Source organism: Nakamurella sp. (assembly GCF_048594475.1).
Taxonomy (GTDB): domain Bacteria; phylum Actinomycetota; class Actinomycetes; order Mycobacteriales; family Nakamurellaceae; genus Nakamurella.
Map to the genome: position 1 here is coordinate 14,957 of NZ_JBMDXT010000596.1, position 16,643 is coordinate 31,599.

At 69.8% G+C, this 16,643-nt stretch carries 10 protein-coding genes and 2 pseudogenes; 6 read left to right on the plus strand and 6 right to left on the minus strand.

The features are described 5' to 3' along the window. The first annotated feature begins 29 nt into the window (after positions 1-29). On the plus strand, positions 30-3,002 hold the full coding sequence (locus tag ACOJUF_RS26340) for a DUF6519 domain-containing protein (RefSeq protein ID WP_420124765.1): 2,973 nt from the start codon (positions 30-32) through the stop codon (positions 3,000-3,002). A gap of 95 nt (positions 3,003-3,097) precedes the next feature. Here ACOJUF_RS26340 and ACOJUF_RS26345 read toward each other — a convergent pair whose 3' ends face one another. The 3 genes and pseudogenes from ACOJUF_RS26345 to ACOJUF_RS26355 all read right to left on the minus strand — a co-directional run bounded on the left by ACOJUF_RS26345 (position 3,098) and on the right by ACOJUF_RS26355 (position 7,235). Continuing rightward, complete coding sequence (locus tag ACOJUF_RS26345; RefSeq protein ID WP_420124766.1) at positions 3,098-4,354, minus strand: DDE-type integrase/transposase/recombinase; 1,257 nt, start codon at positions 4,352-4,354, stop codon at positions 3,098-3,100. 863 nt (positions 4,355-5,217) lie between these two features. Next, a pseudogene (locus tag ACOJUF_RS26350) lies at positions 5,218-5,457 on the minus strand (ribbon-helix-helix domain-containing protein); the annotation flags it as partial. Between the two features lie 1,001 nt (positions 5,458-6,458). Then, complete coding sequence (locus ACOJUF_RS26355) at positions 6,459-7,235, minus strand: SDR family NAD(P)-dependent oxidoreductase (RefSeq protein ID WP_420124767.1); 777 nt, start codon at positions 7,233-7,235, stop codon at positions 6,459-6,461. Between the two features lie 554 nt (positions 7,236-7,789). On the opposite strand from ACOJUF_RS26355, the gene ACOJUF_RS26360 reads away from it, so the two are divergent. The 4 genes from ACOJUF_RS26360 to ACOJUF_RS26375 all read left to right on the plus strand — a co-directional run bounded on the left by ACOJUF_RS26360 (position 7,790) and on the right by ACOJUF_RS26375 (position 12,078). Then, on the plus strand, positions 7,790-8,893 hold the full coding sequence (locus ACOJUF_RS26360) for an FAD-dependent monooxygenase (RefSeq protein WP_420124768.1): 1,104 nt from the start codon (positions 7,790-7,792) through the stop codon (positions 8,891-8,893). After that, complete coding sequence (locus ACOJUF_RS26365) at positions 8,890-9,696, plus strand: SDR family NAD(P)-dependent oxidoreductase (protein ID WP_420124769.1); 807 nt, start codon at positions 8,890-8,892, stop codon at positions 9,694-9,696. Before ACOJUF_RS26360 ends, ACOJUF_RS26365 begins: the two co-directional genes overlap by 4 nt. A gap of 88 nt (positions 9,697-9,784) precedes the next feature. Beyond that, positions 9,785-11,023 carry an MFS transporter gene (locus ACOJUF_RS26370; RefSeq protein ID WP_420124770.1) on the plus strand — a complete coding sequence of 413 codons (1,239 nt, stop codon included), beginning with the start codon at positions 9,785-9,787 and terminating at the stop codon, positions 11,021-11,023. Positions 11,024-11,109: 86 nt separating this feature from the next. Continuing rightward, positions 11,110-12,078: a LysR family transcriptional regulator gene (locus tag ACOJUF_RS26375; protein WP_420124771.1), complete on the plus strand. Its 969-nt coding sequence runs from the start codon at positions 11,110-11,112 to the stop codon at positions 12,076-12,078. A 90-nt stretch (positions 12,079-12,168) separates the two neighbouring features. On the opposite strand, the gene ACOJUF_RS26380 is transcribed toward ACOJUF_RS26375, so the two are convergent. Together ACOJUF_RS26380 and ACOJUF_RS26385 are read right to left on the minus strand one after the other, a co-directional pair. Continuing rightward, on the minus strand, positions 12,169-12,630 hold the full coding sequence (locus ACOJUF_RS26380; protein ID WP_420124772.1) for a nuclear transport factor 2 family protein: 462 nt from the start codon (positions 12,628-12,630) through the stop codon (positions 12,169-12,171). 120 nt (positions 12,631-12,750) lie between these two features. Continuing rightward, the gene (locus ACOJUF_RS26385; protein WP_420124773.1) at positions 12,751-14,082 is read right to left on the minus strand and encodes an MFS transporter; all 1,332 of its coding nucleotides are present in this window, start codon (positions 14,080-14,082) and stop codon (positions 12,751-12,753) included. Between the two features lie 419 nt (positions 14,083-14,501). Here ACOJUF_RS26385 and ACOJUF_RS26390 point away from each other — a divergent pair, with 419 nt between their 5' ends. Continuing rightward, positions 14,502-16,313 (plus strand): glycoside hydrolase family 3 protein, encoded by a 1,812-nt coding sequence (locus tag ACOJUF_RS26390; protein ID WP_420124774.1) that lies wholly within the window; start codon positions 14,502-14,504, stop codon positions 16,311-16,313. A gap of 113 nt (positions 16,314-16,426) precedes the next feature. Here the strand turns inward: ACOJUF_RS26390 and ACOJUF_RS26395 are convergent. Beyond that, a pseudogene (locus ACOJUF_RS26395) lies at positions 16,427-16,643 on the minus strand (hypothetical protein); the annotation flags it as partial.

Here is a 16,643-nt window from a genome sequence, read left to right on the forward strand (position 1 = left end):
GCGCCGGCCGGCGACGTTTGGAGTCCACGATGAAGGCTGACGTCTCCGCCTACACCTTCCGGCCCGAGAACCGTTATGCCGCGGTCGTTGTTGGGCAGGGTCAGGTGCTGGTCGACAGCGCCGTGAACGAGCAGGCCGAGATAACCCGGTACCGGGTCCAGAGCACCGCCGCCGACGTGGTCGGTCCGAGCGGTGTGCCGAAGGTGTCGGGCGGGTTCGCGGTGAGCGTGCCGCCGGACGGTGCCGACCTGCTGATCGAACCTGGCCGGATCTACGTCGACGGGATCCTCTGCGAGAACCGCCCGCCCGCCGTCGGTGCCACGGTCGTCTCCACGGGTGCCGGCGGCACCGTCGACGTCGACTCGGCGACGGCCGGCGGGGTGCCGTTCGCGGCCGGCCAATGGGTCGACGTCATCACCTCGACCACCACCCGGACCCAGATCACCGCGGTCACCGGGCGCCGGCTTACCCTGGGCGGCACGCCGGCCGACGCGGTCGCCGGTGGCCGGCTCGGAGTGGTTCCGGTGACCTCGCTGCGCCACCAGGCGGACCGGCTGCCCTTCGACCCGTTCGCGGCGCTCGACCCGGACCGGGTGTCGGCGGGCGCCTACCGGGTGGAACTCGACGTCTGGCACCGCCACCTGACCCCCGTGGAGGATCCGGCCATCCGCGAAGTGGCGCTCGGCGACGCCGAGTCGTCCACCCGGGTCCGCACCGTCTGGCCGGTGCGGCTGGCCGCCGCCGGTCCGGCCGGGGGGGGCCGGTGCGGCGCCGCGGGGCCGCCCGCCCGGGCGACGCTGGCGGCGTCCACCGTCCCCGGGCCCCCCGCCGACGCGCCGTGCGAGCTGCCCGACGAGGCCGGCTACCGGGGCTTGGAGAACCAGCTGTACCGGGTCGAGGTACACAGCGTCAGCGCGACCGAGGTCGTGCTGAAGTGGCAACGGGACAACGCGAGCATGGCCGGCCGGGTGCTGTCCCTCGGGTCGACGCTCCTGCTGGACGACCTGGGCCCCGACCGGGAGCGCGGCTTCACCGGCGCGTCGTACGTCGAGATCACCGATGACCACTTGGAACTCGAGCAGCTGCCGAGCGACCTGATCGCCGTCGCCGGCACCCCCGACGCGGACCTGCGCACCGTCACGCTGGTCTCCGCGCCCACCCTGGCCCGGCCGGACCGCCATCCGCGGGCTCGCCGGTGGGACGGCGTGATCACCGTCGACCCGGCGGCGCCGGCGGCGCCGCAAACCCTGGAACGGGGGGTCCAGGTGATCCTCGGTGCGGGCGCGCTCCGTCCCGGCGACTACTGGATGATCCCGGCCCGCACGGCCAACAGCGCCGGCGGCGGGACGATCGACTGGCCGCGTGACGACACCGGCTCCCCGCTCGCACTGGGTCCGCAGGGCATCGTCCACCACACCACCGGGCTGGCGATCGTCGACGCCGACAACGCGGCGTTCCTGACCGGGCCGGCGAACCTGCGGGACTGCCGCACGCTGTTCCCGCCGTTGACCGCGATCGCCGCGGCCGACGTGTCGATCGATCCGACCGCCTGTGCCTTCGCCGGCGTGACGACGGTGCAGGAGGCGATCGACCAGCTCTGCCGCGGCAGCGGCGACGGCTGCTGCACCGTGACCGCCGTGCCGGGCCCGGGATGGGAGGCGGTGTTCGGCAAGATCCCCGCCGGCGCGTCCGGCCTGATCTGCTTCCCGGTGGGGAGCTATCCGACCCCGAGCCCCGTCACGGTCACCGGCAAGGGAAACCTGGTGCTGCGCGGCCTCGGCGCGGGCAGCGTGCTCGCCGGCACGGGGAATGAGGCGGTGCTGCACTTCAGCACCTGCGCCGGCGTGGTTCTCGACTCGCTGGCCGTCACGGCCCCGGCGAACTCCTTCGGCGGCGCGGTGACCGCCGACCGGTGTGGCGACGTCGTCGTCCGGAACTGCCGGCTGACGATCGGCGCGGCGCCGGCCAAGCAGAGCGCGTGCCTGCAGGTCAGCGGCGGCACGCTTCGGGTGACGTCGACGGACTTCGCGGTGGGCAACCGGCAGTCGGGCGTGGTCGCCGTCGACAGTTTCGACACGGTCGTCGCGGACTGCCGGTTCCGGGTGATGCCGCTGGCACCGACGGACATCGGCGGCGCCGTCACGACGGCCACCGCACTCGAGCGCATCCAGGCCCGCCGGCTGCTGGTGTCCGGCCTCGGCAACGCGCGCGCTGGCGGTCCCGGTCCACGGGTCGGGGTCACGGTCGGCAAGCAAGCCATGGCTTTCGGCAGCCCGCCGGCGGTGCGGGCGGCTTGGGCGGCGTCGATCGCCCAGTCGTACGACACCATGAAGCACTTCCAGAAGGCGCTGGACAAGGTATTGCGGTCGGTCTTCGCCGGCCACGCGGGCGCGCCCGCTGCACCGATCGCATCGTTCGTCACCGACCGGATCATCGCGCGCCGCACCGCCGTCATGTCACAGGCGGTGGTCGTCGCCGGGCAGACCGTCGGGGACGTGCGTATCGAGAACAACGTCATCGCGGCCGCGATCCAGGGGATCCACATCGGGACGAGCCACCGCGGTCAGCCCCGGACCGGCCCGGCCGACGTCACCGGACGGGTCGCCATCCGCGGTAACACGATCGCGGTGCTGGTGCCCGCAGAGGGGGCGCGGGCCCGGCACGCGATCTTCGTCGGAAACGTGGACCGGCTCCGGCTGACGGAGAATGACGTCAGGTTCACCAATCTCTGCGAGGGAGATCCTATCGCCAGCGACGGAATTCGCATCTACGGCTTCATCGGCCGGGCGATGACCGTCCGGGACAATGTGGTCGATGGCTTCCCCGGTGGGATCACGCTGAACCTGTTCCAGGCCCGCGGCGCCGGTCAGGCAAACCTGACCCGGATGTGGGCGGTCGAGGACAACCTGGTCAGCGGGGCGAGCACGCCGATCACCGCGGCCGGACCGCTGAAGTCGTTCGTGAAGTTCCGCGGCAACCGGCCCGGACCTGTAGACAATTGACCGGTCGACCGGTCCAGATTCCCGTGATGCCTCACGTCAAGATGCCCGCGAAGGACGACCCATGCCTCACGGAGGAATGCCCGCGAAGCAGCGGGTCAGCCGGCCTTGATCCGGACGCCCTTGCGCACATCGGGTAGGGCTTTCGGGACGGTCGCGAGGTAGAGCTGCTCGGTCTTGTCCTTGGCCAGGCCAAGGAGCACGGCCTGGATGTCGGCGATCTCGCGGGCGAGGGCAGCCGGGTTGAGCCCGTCGCGGTAGGCGATCAACTCCTGTTGTTGGGCCGGCGACAGCGTGCCGGCGGCCAGCAGCCGCTCAAGCGGGGTCCGCGGCTTGTCGTATAGGCGTTTGCGGCGACCGGCCTTGTCCTGGCCCCAGCCGACCGGCTTGATCGTCGGGGTCAGGTAGTTGAGCCGGTCGTTGATAAGCCGCCAGAGCCGGTTCAACGCGTGCCGCTCCTCGTCGGTGTCGTACCGGTAGTAGAACGCGTACCGGCGAACCAGGTGGTTGTTCTTGGACTCGATCGTGGCCTGGTCGTTCTTCTTGTACGGCCGGGACCGGGTGAAGTAGATGTCCCGTTCCGCGGCCCACTTGATGACCGCCCGGTTCAGGAACTCGCTGCCGTTGTCGAAGTCCAGACCGGTGACCGCAAAGGGGATCTCCTGCACCGCGGCCTGCAACGCCGCCAGGATGTGGGCGTGCGCGTTGTTGCGCGTCGAGCGGGTGAACACCCACCCGGTGTGCACACAGGTCAGGTTCACCGAGCGGGCGAACTCACCGCGCAGGGTCGGGCCGCAGTGCGCGACCGTGTCGCCCTCGAAGAAGCCGGGCTCGGCCTCCACCTCGTCGCCGGCCTTGCGGATCGTGATCGAGGACCGCAGCAGCGGCGACGGTTTCGTGGTCGCAACACCGCGGATCCGGTCGGTGGCCTTGGCGGTCCGCAGGTAGCGGTCAATCGTCGCCGGCGACATCGCCAGCAGCTCGGCCCGCACCTGTGCGCTGTACCGGCCGGCGCCCTGGACCAGCTCGCCGTGCCGTTCCAACCCGTCCAGCTGCGTGGCCATCGACGCCGCGAGGTACTTGCCGCACTGCCCGCCCGAGGCCGCCCAGACCCGCTGCAGGACCTTCAACGAGTCGTAGGAGAACTTGTTCGCCCGCGGCTGACGCGGCCGGGTCGCGACAGCCCGCCCGGCGCCCTGTGGGCTCTGCGCAGCCCGGGCCAGCCGGCGGCGGGCGTTGTCCCGCGACCAGCCCGTCACCGACACCACCTCGTCCAGGATCCGCCCCTTGGTCCGCCGATCCGCGGCCTTGAACGCCCTGGCGTACCTGGTGGTGATCTCGGCCCGAGACGCCATCGACAACCCACTCTCCATGCCCCAGCACGGTCACCGCCACGCGGGCATTCCTACGTGAGGCACGGAGAGCGTTTCGCGGGCAGATCCGGTGAGTCTTGTCGATTCCTTGTGGGCCGGTTCATTACGGGATACAGTGAATGGGTTGTGCCGTCCATAGGTATGGGGAGTAGCGAGGCGGTCTTTTCCGGTCGCTGTCAACAGAGTCCGGTTGTGGTCGTCGAGTTCAGTTGGGGTTCGAGTCCTGGCACAGCGCACGAGATGAGCGACGCCGAGAGCAGTCTCGGCGTCCTCTCGGGTTCAGGCGCCGCCGGCCGGAGTCTGATCAGGTTCCATGCACCGTTCCGCGACCGCCCGATGCTTCCGATGAATAGGTGCTCCGCCCACCGTCGTCCTCGTCCAGGGCGAGGCCGACCGAAACAGTCCTGCGCACCCTCGCCACTTGCATGCCGGAGGCTCGGCGCCGAGCGCGTCGAAAAGACCGTGGCGATGAGCGGGATCGCCCACGTGCGGACCTCGGCGGCGACGGGCTACCTACACCGAGTCCTACAGGTGCTCGGCGGATCAGGAGGACGGGCTCAATACGCGTGCTCGAATCCGCGAGGCCGACCTGCACTGCTTCTTCGAAGCCCGATCAGGCAGGAAGGCCCGGTACGCCGGGCTGCTTGTCGAAGCGCGTATCGGTCGGCGGTTTCCGCGGAGCGCCGTTCCGCCGAGGGCGAGTGGATTACCCGGCGGATCACCATGGATTGTCGTTGGAGTACCGGGCGTGATGGGCAGCTATTCGCTGTACAAGGGACATTGGGATCTGCCCACCGGCGGCCACGGAACCTTTCGCTCATGGGCAGCTTCCCATGGCCGTCGTCACGCTTGCGCATCTCGTCGGCGCTGATGGCCCGGGATGGGTCCGTGCGGAGTTCGTCGTAGGCTTCGGCGACCTCGGTGCGCAGCCACGACTCGACGGCCTTCTCCTGGGCGAACAGGGCTCTCAGTCCGTCGCGGACGACCTCGCTCTCGCTTGCGTAGGCGCCCGAGGCGACGCGTTCGCGAAGGGCGTCGGCCATGTCGTTGGGGAGAGTGATGCTCAGTTGCCGTGTGGTCCGCATCCTCGGGCCTCCAGTCAGTAGATTGAGTCCTACTCCGATCGGTGTCGCCCGGATCGCCGATGAACACCCGCTCGTCATCGAGCACTGCCGGCCAGCAGCGGCCAGTTTCGCACCCGGGACTCGCTGGTCGGCTTTGCCGTCGGCCATCAGTCGACGAATCGCATCCACGGAGGCCACCCGCCGGTCACCGTCACCGGGGTCGTCTCCACCGATCATCAGCCCCGGTGGAGGCGATATCATCGACTTCCGTTTGAGGGTTACGAGAGGCCGGAGTGGCAACGTCCAGCCGTGGCCCATGATGGGCCAACAGGCCGGGCCGCGACCCAGATCAGACCACGTCGTTCCAGACGTTTCACCAGGTCAAGGGCACCTCGACGATGGCCGATCGGCCCGATGGTGGGGTTCAAGTCCCCCCTCGGACACCGAATGCGTCTCGCTGGCGACGATCCGCACACTGAGCCACGACACATGTCCTCGCTCCAGCCGGCACTTTCCGACGGCCCAGCCGATCGGCGCATCGGGCCATCCACCGTGACCCGCGCGACGCGCCGTCCAGTGCGGAGACGTCGCAATCTCCCGGCGGGTCCGGAGACGCCGGCAGGCACCGCCGGAGCGTCTGGCCTCGACCACGGCCGGGAGGCAGTCGAGCCGCCGCGCTCTGCCGGATCCCGGCTGGTCGACCATCAGCGTGGCGACTCCACGGCGGGCACCGGGGTGCCGCCGACCGCGAGCAACGGGCCAGTTCCCGGGTCAGCCCGGATCCAGCATCTGCCCCGTGAACCCGTCGACACCTTCCCCCTGAACGATCGAGCCGCCCGGGGGTGGTCAACGCTGTGCATTCGTTCGGCATCGAGCAGGTACCGGACGGCTCCTGGCGTACTTCTCCCCGGCGGACCGGCGTCGCCCGGCGACGTCATCGTCCTGAGCGATCAGGCCGCCGTTGTCCAACGTGGCTACCACGGCCAGGTTCCAGACATGGTCGCCGCAGACGGACCCGAACGTCATCGGTCTTCGGTCGTGGCGATGGGGCTGGGCAACTGCCCGCTCGACATCAGCGCGTCCGAGATCGACTTCGCGCCGCGGTGACCGGTTTGGCCTCCGTCGACCGGGATCTCGGCGCCCGTGATGAAGCCGGCGGCGTCGGACAGGAGGAAGGTGACGAGCGGGGCGACCTCGGCGGGGTGACCGGAGCGGTTCAACGCGGTCTGCGCGACGGTGGCCTCCCGGAACGCGACGGGCGCGGCGGCGGTCATCTCGGTCTCGATGAACCCGGGATGAATCGTGTTGACCCGAATGCCGCGTCCACCCAGCTCCATCGCGGCGACCTGGGCCAGGCCCCGCAATGCCCACTTGCTCGCGGTGTAGGCGAGGGGGTAGTGCGCAGTGAGTGCGGCCACCGAGCCGATGTTCACGATGCTGCCGCCGGTGGTCATCAACGGGGTGAGGGCCTGGATGCCCAGCAGCGCTCCCGTCAGATTGACCGCCATGACCCGGTCGAGGTCGGCGACCCGCAACTCGAGCAGCCGGGAGCGGTGCGTGATGCCGGCGTTGTTGACCAGTCCGTGAACCGTGCCGTGCTCGATTGCGATGTCCCTAGCCAGGCCGGCCCAGTCCGTCTCGCTGGTCACGTCATGCACGCGGACACCCGGGGCAGGACGCCGGTCCAGGGCAATGACCGTCGCGCCCGCGGCCCGGGCGCCCGCGGCCTGGGCGGCGCCCTGACCCTGGGCGGCTCCCGTGATCGCAATGACCTTGCCGGTCAGGTCCGAGCTCGTCATGACGCACCCTGGCCGTCGTCGGACGCGGCCAGGTCGACGGGTCGCACACGGGTGATCAGTCGTTCGGACATGGTGCTCCTCGATGAGTGGGCTGTGAGTCGGGGCGAAGGGGTGGACTCCGGGATTCCCGTCAACGGGGCGGGCGAACAGCGGACGGGACTGCGACCGCGGTGTCCGCCCGGCGGCCGGCCATGTCGGCCGGTGGTGCGGTTCACCCGGCCCTGCGATACGCGGCGCCGTGAATCACGAGGAACCTTTCGATGTGGACCGATCCATGACGGTAGGTCGGCGCCATCATGATCGGAAATTCGTCGTTGATATGCCGGGCATCCGTGCCGTGAATGGCGCGCCTGTCGGTCGGTCATCGCATCCGTCGATGGTGGCGCCACCCCATCCATCGGGTGGATGGCGGCCATACGGACAACCGATTTCCGGGTTCGGCGGCGTCATGGTTTGGTTTCTCCATCACCGCGCACCTGCCGCGGATTTCAGCCGGGCACCCGCCTTTCGTGGTCGCCCGCTCCATACCCTCGGACCACAATCGGGAGTCATTGATGACCAGCGTGCGCACCGTTCTCATCGTGGGCGGCGGCCCGGCCGGTTGCACACTGGCAACCTTATTGGCGAGAGCCGATGTGGCCGTCGAGATCGTCGAACGCAATCCGAATTTCAGCGCGCTGGGGTCGGGCATCACGCTGCAGGGCGCCGCCCTGCAGGTCCTGGATCAGGTCGGGGTGCTCACCGCGCTGCGACAGTTCGGTGATCGGTTCTCCGAACTCACCATCCGGTCGGTCGACGGCGGGGCCGTCACCACCAACCCCACTCCGACCACCATGGGGGCCTACCGCCCCAAGTTGGCCGAGCTGCTGGCCGGCGCCGCCGTCGACGCCGGCGCGAAGGTGCGCCTGGGGGTCACGGTCGACTCGTTCAGTCAGGACGAAGCGGGAGTCGACGTCGTCTTCTCCGACGGCGACCGCGGACGGTACGACCTGCTCGTCGGCGCGGATGGCGTCAGGTCCGCGATCCGGACCGCCCTGGGAATTCCGGATGCGCCCACCGCGGTCGGTATGGGCATCTGGCGGGTACACGCCCGCCGGCCGGCGTCGGTCACGCACAGCGAGATCACCTACGACGGACCGTGCTACATCGCGGGCTACACGCCCACCGGGCCCGACACCCTCTACGCCTATCTGGTCGAGCCGGCCCAGGACCGCTCCGATGACGACGCCGAACGCACGGTGGCCGAGATGCGGCGGCTCGCGGCACCGTACAAGGGCCCCTGGGAACAGATCCGGGAGGACATCACCGACCCGGATCGGATCAACTACACGGTGTTCGAGCACATGCTCATCGACGGACCGTGGAACCGGGGCCGGGCCGTGCTCATCGGGGACGCCGCCCATGTCTGCCCGCCGACCCTGGCTCTCGGCGCCGCCATGGCCATGGAGGACGCCGCCGTGCTCGCCGAACTGCTGATCACCCGGGATCGTGTGAATCAGAGCCTGTTCGACAGCTTCGTGGCCCGGCGGATCCCTCGTGCGTCCGCGGTCGTGGACGCGTCGATGCAACTGGCGACCTGGCTCCTGCACCGCGACCGCAACGCCGACGTGCCCGGACTGATGCAGCGGATCTACGGGCTGCTGGCGCGACCGGCATGACCACGCCGAGCCCGTCCGGCCGGCTGGCGGGGAAGGTCGCCGTGATCACCGGTACCGGCGGAGGCCAGGGGCGGGCCGCGGCCCGTCTGTTCGCCGCCGAGGGTGCCACCGTCGTCGGCTGTGACCTCAAGGCCGCCGGCGCGAGTGAAACCGCCGAGCTCGTCCGCCGTGACGGCGGGAGGATGGACAGCACTGCGCCGGTCGACCTGACCGACGAGGACGCCGTCCGCGGGTGGATCGACGAAACGGCCGCCCGGCATGGCCGCATCGACATCCTTTACAACAACGCCGGTGCGACCCGCTTCGCCCGCATCCAGGACCAGACCTACCAGGACTGGCTCTTCACCCTGCGCAACGAACTCGATGTCGTGTTCCTGGCGACCAAGCACGCCTGGCCCCACCTGCAGCGCGGTGGCGGCTCGGTGATCCTCGTCGGCTCCACGGCCGGGCTGACCGGCTCACTGACCCTGATGCGTTCCGCCCACTCCGCGACGAAGGGCGGTGTCATCGCGATGACCCGGCAGCTCGCCGCCGAGGGAGCCGCGTTCGGCATCCGGGTCAACTGCATCAGCCCGGGCATGGTGCTCTCCCCCGCCACCGCGAACGACATCTTCGGCGATCGACGCCATCCGATGTACGGGATCCGTGATCACATCCCGCTCGGCCGGATCGGAACCCCCGAGGACATCGCCCGGTGCGCCCTGTTCCTGGCCGGCGACGAATCCTCCTACATGACCGGGGCCAATCTGGTGGTCGACGGCGGCTGGTCCGTCGTTCTGCCGGGCGCCACCGCCGCGACCTGACCCCGGGATCGCCCCGTTCGACTTCGCGACACCCGCAGGAACATCCGGCCTGCGGCGCCATTGGCCCAACGACGAACCAAAGGTGTGAATGATGGCCGAATCCCCCGCCGCGCACCCACTGACCGCGGCCACCGCGCCGAACCCGACCGGACGCCGGGCGGGAGCACCCCAGCTGATCGTGCTGCTGGCCGCCAGCTGTCTGTCGGTGCTCGGCGCGGTGCTGCTCGCACCGGTCCTGCCGCAGATGGCTCAGGAGTTCGCCGACGTGCCGGGCGCCGAACTGCTCGTGCCGGTCGTCCTCACGGTGCCGTCCCTGATCATCGGACTGACCGCGCCGTTCGCCGGGTTCATCGTCGACCGGATCGACCGCAAACGGGTCCTGCTGGCCGCCATGGTCGTGTACGCCGTGGTCGGGACGGCACCGCTCTACCTCACGTCACTCGGCGCCATCGTCGGCAGCCGGATGCTGCTCGGACTGTGCGAAGCCGCGATCATGACGTGCTGCACCACGATGATCGGCGACTACTGGACCGGCGCCCGACGCGCCCGCTACCTCGGCCTGCAGACCCTCGTCGCCGCTCTGGCCGCGACCGTCTTCCTGGCCGTCGGCGGTGCCCTGGGTTCCACCGGCTGGCGCACCCCGTTCTGGCTGTACCTGGTCGCCGCGATCCTCGTGCTGCCCATCGCTACGCTGCTGTGGCAGCCCTCGCGGAACCGGTCCGGCGCCCTGCCGCGCCGTCACCTCGAGCCACTGCCGTGGCGCCGGCTGCTCGTCCCGTGCCTGGTCACGCTGTTCGGCGGCATCGTGTTCTACGCGCTCATCGTCCAACTGTCCTTCGTGCTGACCGGAATCGGCGTGACCCCCACCGGGACCATCGGCGCCATCAGCGCGGTCATGTCCCTGGCGACCGCGGTCGGCTCGGGTCTGTTCGGGCGGTTGTCCGGCCGGACCATCCGGGTCCTGCTGCCCGTCGAGTTCGCTCTGGCCGCCCTTGGCCTGATCATCGTGTTCGCCGGCACCGGCGTGCCGGTGGTCTCGATCGGCGCCGTGCTGACCGGGTTCGGCACCGGCCTGTTACTGCCCACGCTGCTGACGTGGGCGGTCAACCGCCTGCACTTCGAGCAGCGCGGTCGCGGCACCGGGCTCTGGACCGGGTGCCTGTTCATCGGGCAATTCGTCTCCCCGATCCTGCTCTCGGTCATCGCCGCCGGCGTGGGCGGCCTGCAGCCGGCGCTGGGCGTCCTCGGCATCGCCGCGGCCGCCATGGCCGTCGTCACCGCGACGGGCCTGCGTCGGGTCACCGGGCCGCTCAACGCCAGCCACTGACCGGCGGCGGGCCGCCTGCTCGACGGGTGACCGGCGTCGGAACCGGAGAAGATCGAACGACGACGGGCCAAGGAGGGCACTGCGTGATGGATCTGCCCAGCATCGACCTGAACCTGTTGGTGGCGCTGCACGCCCTGCTGCGGGAGCGCAACGTCACGCGCGCCGGCGAGGCCATCGGGCTGAGCCAGCCCGCCATGAGCGCGGCCCTGGGCCGACTGCGACGCCATTTCGGTGACGATCTGCTGATGCGGGACGGCCAGCGTTACAACCTCACCCCGCTGGCGGCCTCGCTCCTGGACCAGACCGAGGTCGCGCTGCGGTACGTGGAATCGACCTTCGCCGCCCGCCCGGTCTTCAGCGCCGGCACCTCCGAGCGCGAGTTCACCGTCGTGATGTCCGATTACGCGGTCAGCGTGCTCGGTCGGCCGTTGTTCGCCCTGCTCGAGCAGCGGGCCCCGCGCGTCCGGCTGCGGATCAGGCCCACCGACCGGGCGACCGTGGACGACGCCGCCGCCACGCTGCGAGGGATCGACCTGATGGTCATGCCCCGCGGTTTCATCGCCGACCTGCCGTCGGCCGACCTGTACCGGGACCGGTGGGTGGTCCTGTGCGCCGCCGACAACCCGCTGGTCGGCGACACCCTGCAGGTGGACGATCTGAGCCGTCTGGGCTGGATCGTCAGTTACGACGCGCCGACCCAGTACACCCCGGCGGACAAGCATCTCGACATCGCCGGAATCACAAGGGATGTCGGCGTCGTCATGGACAACTTCCTGGCCCTGCCGTCCGTGCTGATCGGATCCCGGCGGGTGGCGATCCTGCAGAAGCGGCTGGCCGACCAATGGACCGTCCACGGCGGCCTGCGCATCCTCGAATTGCCCATCCGGGTCCCTGAGCTGATCGAGGCGATCTGGTGGCATCCGTCCCGGCGGACCGATCCCGCCCACCGCTGGCTCCAGCAGCTTTTCCTGGAGGCCGCCACACTGCTCGGGCCGCTCACACCCACCACCGGCGACGACAGCAACGATGACGACCCGGCCGGATTCCCTTCCTGACCGCCGGCTGCCCCGGACCCGGTACGCGGGTCGCCCGACCGTCGAGGACGGACGACCCGCCGCGCGTGAGCTGCTGCGGTGGGAGCGGGCTCAGTGCAGGAGCGGCTCACCCGCCACGTACCGAATCTCAAGGGTGACATGGGTGAACCGCCATCCCTGCACGGTCCGCCGGAGCCGGCACAGGTACCAGCCCGCGCCGTCGGCATGCCGGTGCGGCTGCTCGGCATCGAAGACGTGCGCCGCCAGGAGGTAGGAACGAGCGGTCGCCCGGTCGCCGTCGATGGTGATCGCATGGTTGGAGCTGAGGTGGTGTGTCCCGGCATAGCGGCCCAGGCTGGCAGCGACGAAGTCGGCCAGACCGGACCGGCCCCGATGGGAAATCGTGGGCGCGATGTCGAGCACACCGTCCTCGGCGTAGTTGGCCGCGTAGGCGTTCCAGTCCTGGTCGTCCAACGCCCTGGCGAAGTCGACGAGCAGATCGCTGATGGCGGCGCGATCGACGAGCCACTGAAGCTGGGCCGCCGGGTCGGTGGGCGGTTCGAGGGGAGGCATGAGCGTCCGTTCTGTCTGCGATGGACCCGGGCGGGCGCCCGGGTCGGGCGAGGTGATCGAGGCCGGCCGGCCGGGAACGTGGTCCCGGGCGGCCGGCATCAGGGCGAGATGCGCGCGGCGCTAACGCACCTTGCGCACGGGCGAGATCGCGAACGCGCCGACCGCGGCGAACAGGGCCGCGGCGACGAACAGGGACACGTAGTTGTTCGGTCCGCCGATCGCCAGGAACAGCGGAGCGATCGCCGGGGCAATCGACTGCGGTAGGGCATTGGCGATGTTGAACACCCCCAGATCCTTGGCCGCGTCGGTCTCCTTGTTGGGCAACACGTCGGTGACCAGGGCCAGGTCGACGGCCAGGTAGGCACCCTGTCCGATGCCGGTGACCGCCATGCCGACCAGGAACAGTGGCAGCGAACCGGCGAGGGCGATGACGGCCAGCCCGAGGCCGTAGATCACGGCCGCGGTGAACACGAAGACCTTCCGGCGGCCGATCCGATCCGAGAGCTTGCCGGCCACCAGGCTGCTCACGACCATCATCGCGCACTGCACCAGCGTGGACAGGAAGATCAACTGCGGCACCGACGCCGGCGGCTCGCCCAGCTTGTTCAGCATGTAGAAGGCCTGGTAGGTCAGGAGCGTCGACAGGCCCATGAAAAGGAGGAACCGGCTCAGCCACGCCCACCCGAAGTCCCGGTGCCGACGCGGGTTCACCCAGAAGCTGGAGGCGAAATCCCGCGCACTGTAGGTCGGCCGCTCGGATCGCTCCAACCGGCGGTCCTTCAGAACGACGACCAGAACGAGCACCGCCACCACGGTGATGACCGCAGGCAGGACGAACATGAGCAGCAGATTGCCGGCGACGGCCTGCACCACGAAGGCGCCCAGGACGGTGCCGAGCGGGAGGCCCATGCCCAGGATTCCCGAGACCACGCCGCGCTGCTCCAACGGCACCTGATCCGGCAGGATCGCGGTGATCGACGCGAGCAGGGCGTTGTAGCAGAGCTGGGCCGCACACCAGCCGAGGAGCAGCACCGGAATGCTCGGCGCGACGGCCACGACCACCAAGCTCAACAGACGACCGAACGCGCCGAACAGGAGCCACGGTCGCCGCATCCCGAGGCGGGACGTGGTCCGGTCCGACAGCCGGCCGAAGAACGGATTGCCGAAGAGCGCCAGCAGGGCGCCGACCCCCAGCACCAATGATTGGCTCGCCGGGGCCGCGTCCGGCCCGACCAGCTCCTGGACGCGCAGCGCCAGCGTCACGATCACGGGCGCGAGCAGGGCCATCCACATCGCGACGTAGGCCAGGGCGTAGACGGTGATGAATCCGGGACCGACACGCTTGATCCCGGCCTGGCCCACCCGGGCGACAGATTCGCTCGCCGCACCGGTGAGAAGCTCGTCCAGGGGCGCGGTCGGAGGCAGGTGGAATTCTTTCTCGGGGCTGGACACAAAGACTCCTTCGTCTGACGATCGAATAGGGCGTTGCGATAGCAGACCACGGCCCGCGGTCGCGCAGAAATAGAACGTCGATATGCCTGCCATCCAGCCGGGAAATAGTTGCCCGAGGCGCTCAGATGGTTGCCGGCAGCGGCTTTTCGACATGTGAGGCATATCGCCCTGCGTTCGCTGCGCATTCCTCGCCATCGCTTGACGGGCGGCTTCATCAATGCATACGATGCCGACCGGCTCGAAGGGAATTCTCGAGTTGTTTCGCGCGGTCCCCGCCTTGCTCCGGGAATTCGAAGGGCAAGAATGCATCTCCGCGCGCCGCCGCGATCACCTGACCGCGACCACACCACCGACACCGCATCGAACCGCCGCCGCGCACCTGCCGGAGTCGACCACCAGATCGAAGGAGCTCGCTCACCATGACCGCCGTGCATGCTCGATTTCCCTTTCAGGATCCGGCGAACCGGGTCGAGAATCGCGTCGAGGACCTGCTGAGCCGGATGGACGAGGCCGACAAGGCCGGACTGCTCTTCCATGCCATGGCCGCGGCCGGTGATCCCACCGCCCCCCACCCGTTCACCGGTGGACCCTCCACTGCCGAGCTGATCCGCGCCCGGCGGATGACTCACTTCAACGTGATCGGATCCTTCGAGACCGGTCGCGACTTCGCCGAATGGCACAACGCGCTGCAGGACATCGCCGCCGAACACCCCCTGCAGATACCCGTCACCCTGTCGACCGACCCTCGACACGCTTTCACCGACAACCCCCTGACCTCGATACTGGCCGGCCCGTTCTCCCAATGGCCCGAATCACTGGGCCTGGCCGCGCTGGTCTCGCCGGAATGGACCGAAAGGTTCGCCGACGTCGTCCGCCAGGAGTACCTGGCGGTCGGCCTGCGGGTGGCCCTGCATCCACAGCTGGATTTGGCCACCGAGCCGAGGTGGGCCCGCATCGGCATGACATTCGGCGAGGACGCCGGCCTGACCGCCCGCCTGGGCCAGGCCTATCTCCGCGGGCTGCAAGGTGGCAGCTTCGGCCGGACATCGGTGTCCGCGATCGTCAAGCACTTCCCCGGGGGTGGTCCCCAGCGGGACGGAACCGACCCCCACTTCGCCACCGGAAAGGAGCAGATCTACCCCGGCGGTCGGTTCGAGTACCACCTCGAGCCGTTCATCGCCGCGATCGCCGGTGGGGCCCGGCAGATGATGCCCTACTACGGGGTTCCGATCGGCACACCGTACGAGGAGGTCGCCTTCGGCTTCAACAAGGGCATCGTCACCGATCTGCTCCGTCATGACCTTGGCTTTGATGGAATCGTCTGCTCCGACTGGGGTTTGCTCACGGACGAGATCGTTCTGGGTGCCCCGATGGCGGCCCGGGCGTGGGGCGTGGAGGACCTGTCGGTATCGGACCGCATGCTCAAGGCGCTCGACGCGGGCGTGGACCAGTTCGGCGGGGAGACCTGCACGGATGTGGTGCTCGACCTGCTCGCCGGCGGACGGGTCGCCCCGGAGCGCATCGACGACTCCGTGCGCCGGCTGCTCCGCGAGAAGTTCGAACTCGGGCTGTTCGATCGTCCCCGGGTCGACCCCGACGCCGCCGACACCATCGTCGGTTCGTCCGCCTTCGTCGCCGACGGTGAACGAGCTCAACGGGAGTCACTCACCCTGCTGATCAACCGGCCCGGCCGGGACGGGGCCCTCCTGCCCTTGGACCCCGGCGTGAAGATCTACTGCGACGGCATGGCGGCGGCAGCGCTGCAGACCCACGGCTCGGTCGTCGACCGGCCGGTGGACGCCGACGTGGCGGTGATCCGACTCCGGGCCCCCTTCGAGGTCCTCGGGCCCGGTCTGCAGTCGCTCTTCCATGAGGGCTCGCTCGAGTTCGACCCCGAGACGATCGACCGGGTCCGTACGCTGGCCGAGGTCGTCCCGACGATCGTTGTCGTGTACGCCGACCGGCCCCCGATTCTGACCGAGATCGGCGCGGTGGCGACCGGCCTGATCATCGACTTCGGGTGCTCGGACGGGGCCTTGGCCGACGTGCTGTTCGGCGCGACAGGTCCGCGGGGACGGCTGCCCTTCGACCTGCCCCGGTCGATGGCGGCCGTGCGGGCCAGCCGGTCGGATACGCCCTTCGACACTGCCGACCCGCTCTTCACCTTCGGCTTCGGCCTCCGGTACGAGGGCGCCGCCGACGGCTCGCAGGACGAGCACGGTGCGTCCTGATACCGCCCGTCCCGCTCGATGCATCCTCGACGCGCGCCCACCGCCCGGCGTGCACCGGAGCCCGGCCGGCGAATCCACCGTCCGCGGGCCGGCGGTGGCCGCCGACTCCCGCGTCAGGCCGACGCGGTCCGATCTCGCCGCGGCGGCCGATCCGGGTTCAATCGCGTCTCGGGGGACCGGGGCAGGCGGCCGGTGAGGTAGCCCTGGACGGTGGGTCCGATCAGGGTGACCACCGTGTCGTCGGGCAGGTCGGTCATCGGCGGGAGGCGCCAGACGTAGCGGGTCATGGCCAGGCCGACGAGCTGGCTGGCCACCAGCCCGGCCCGGAGT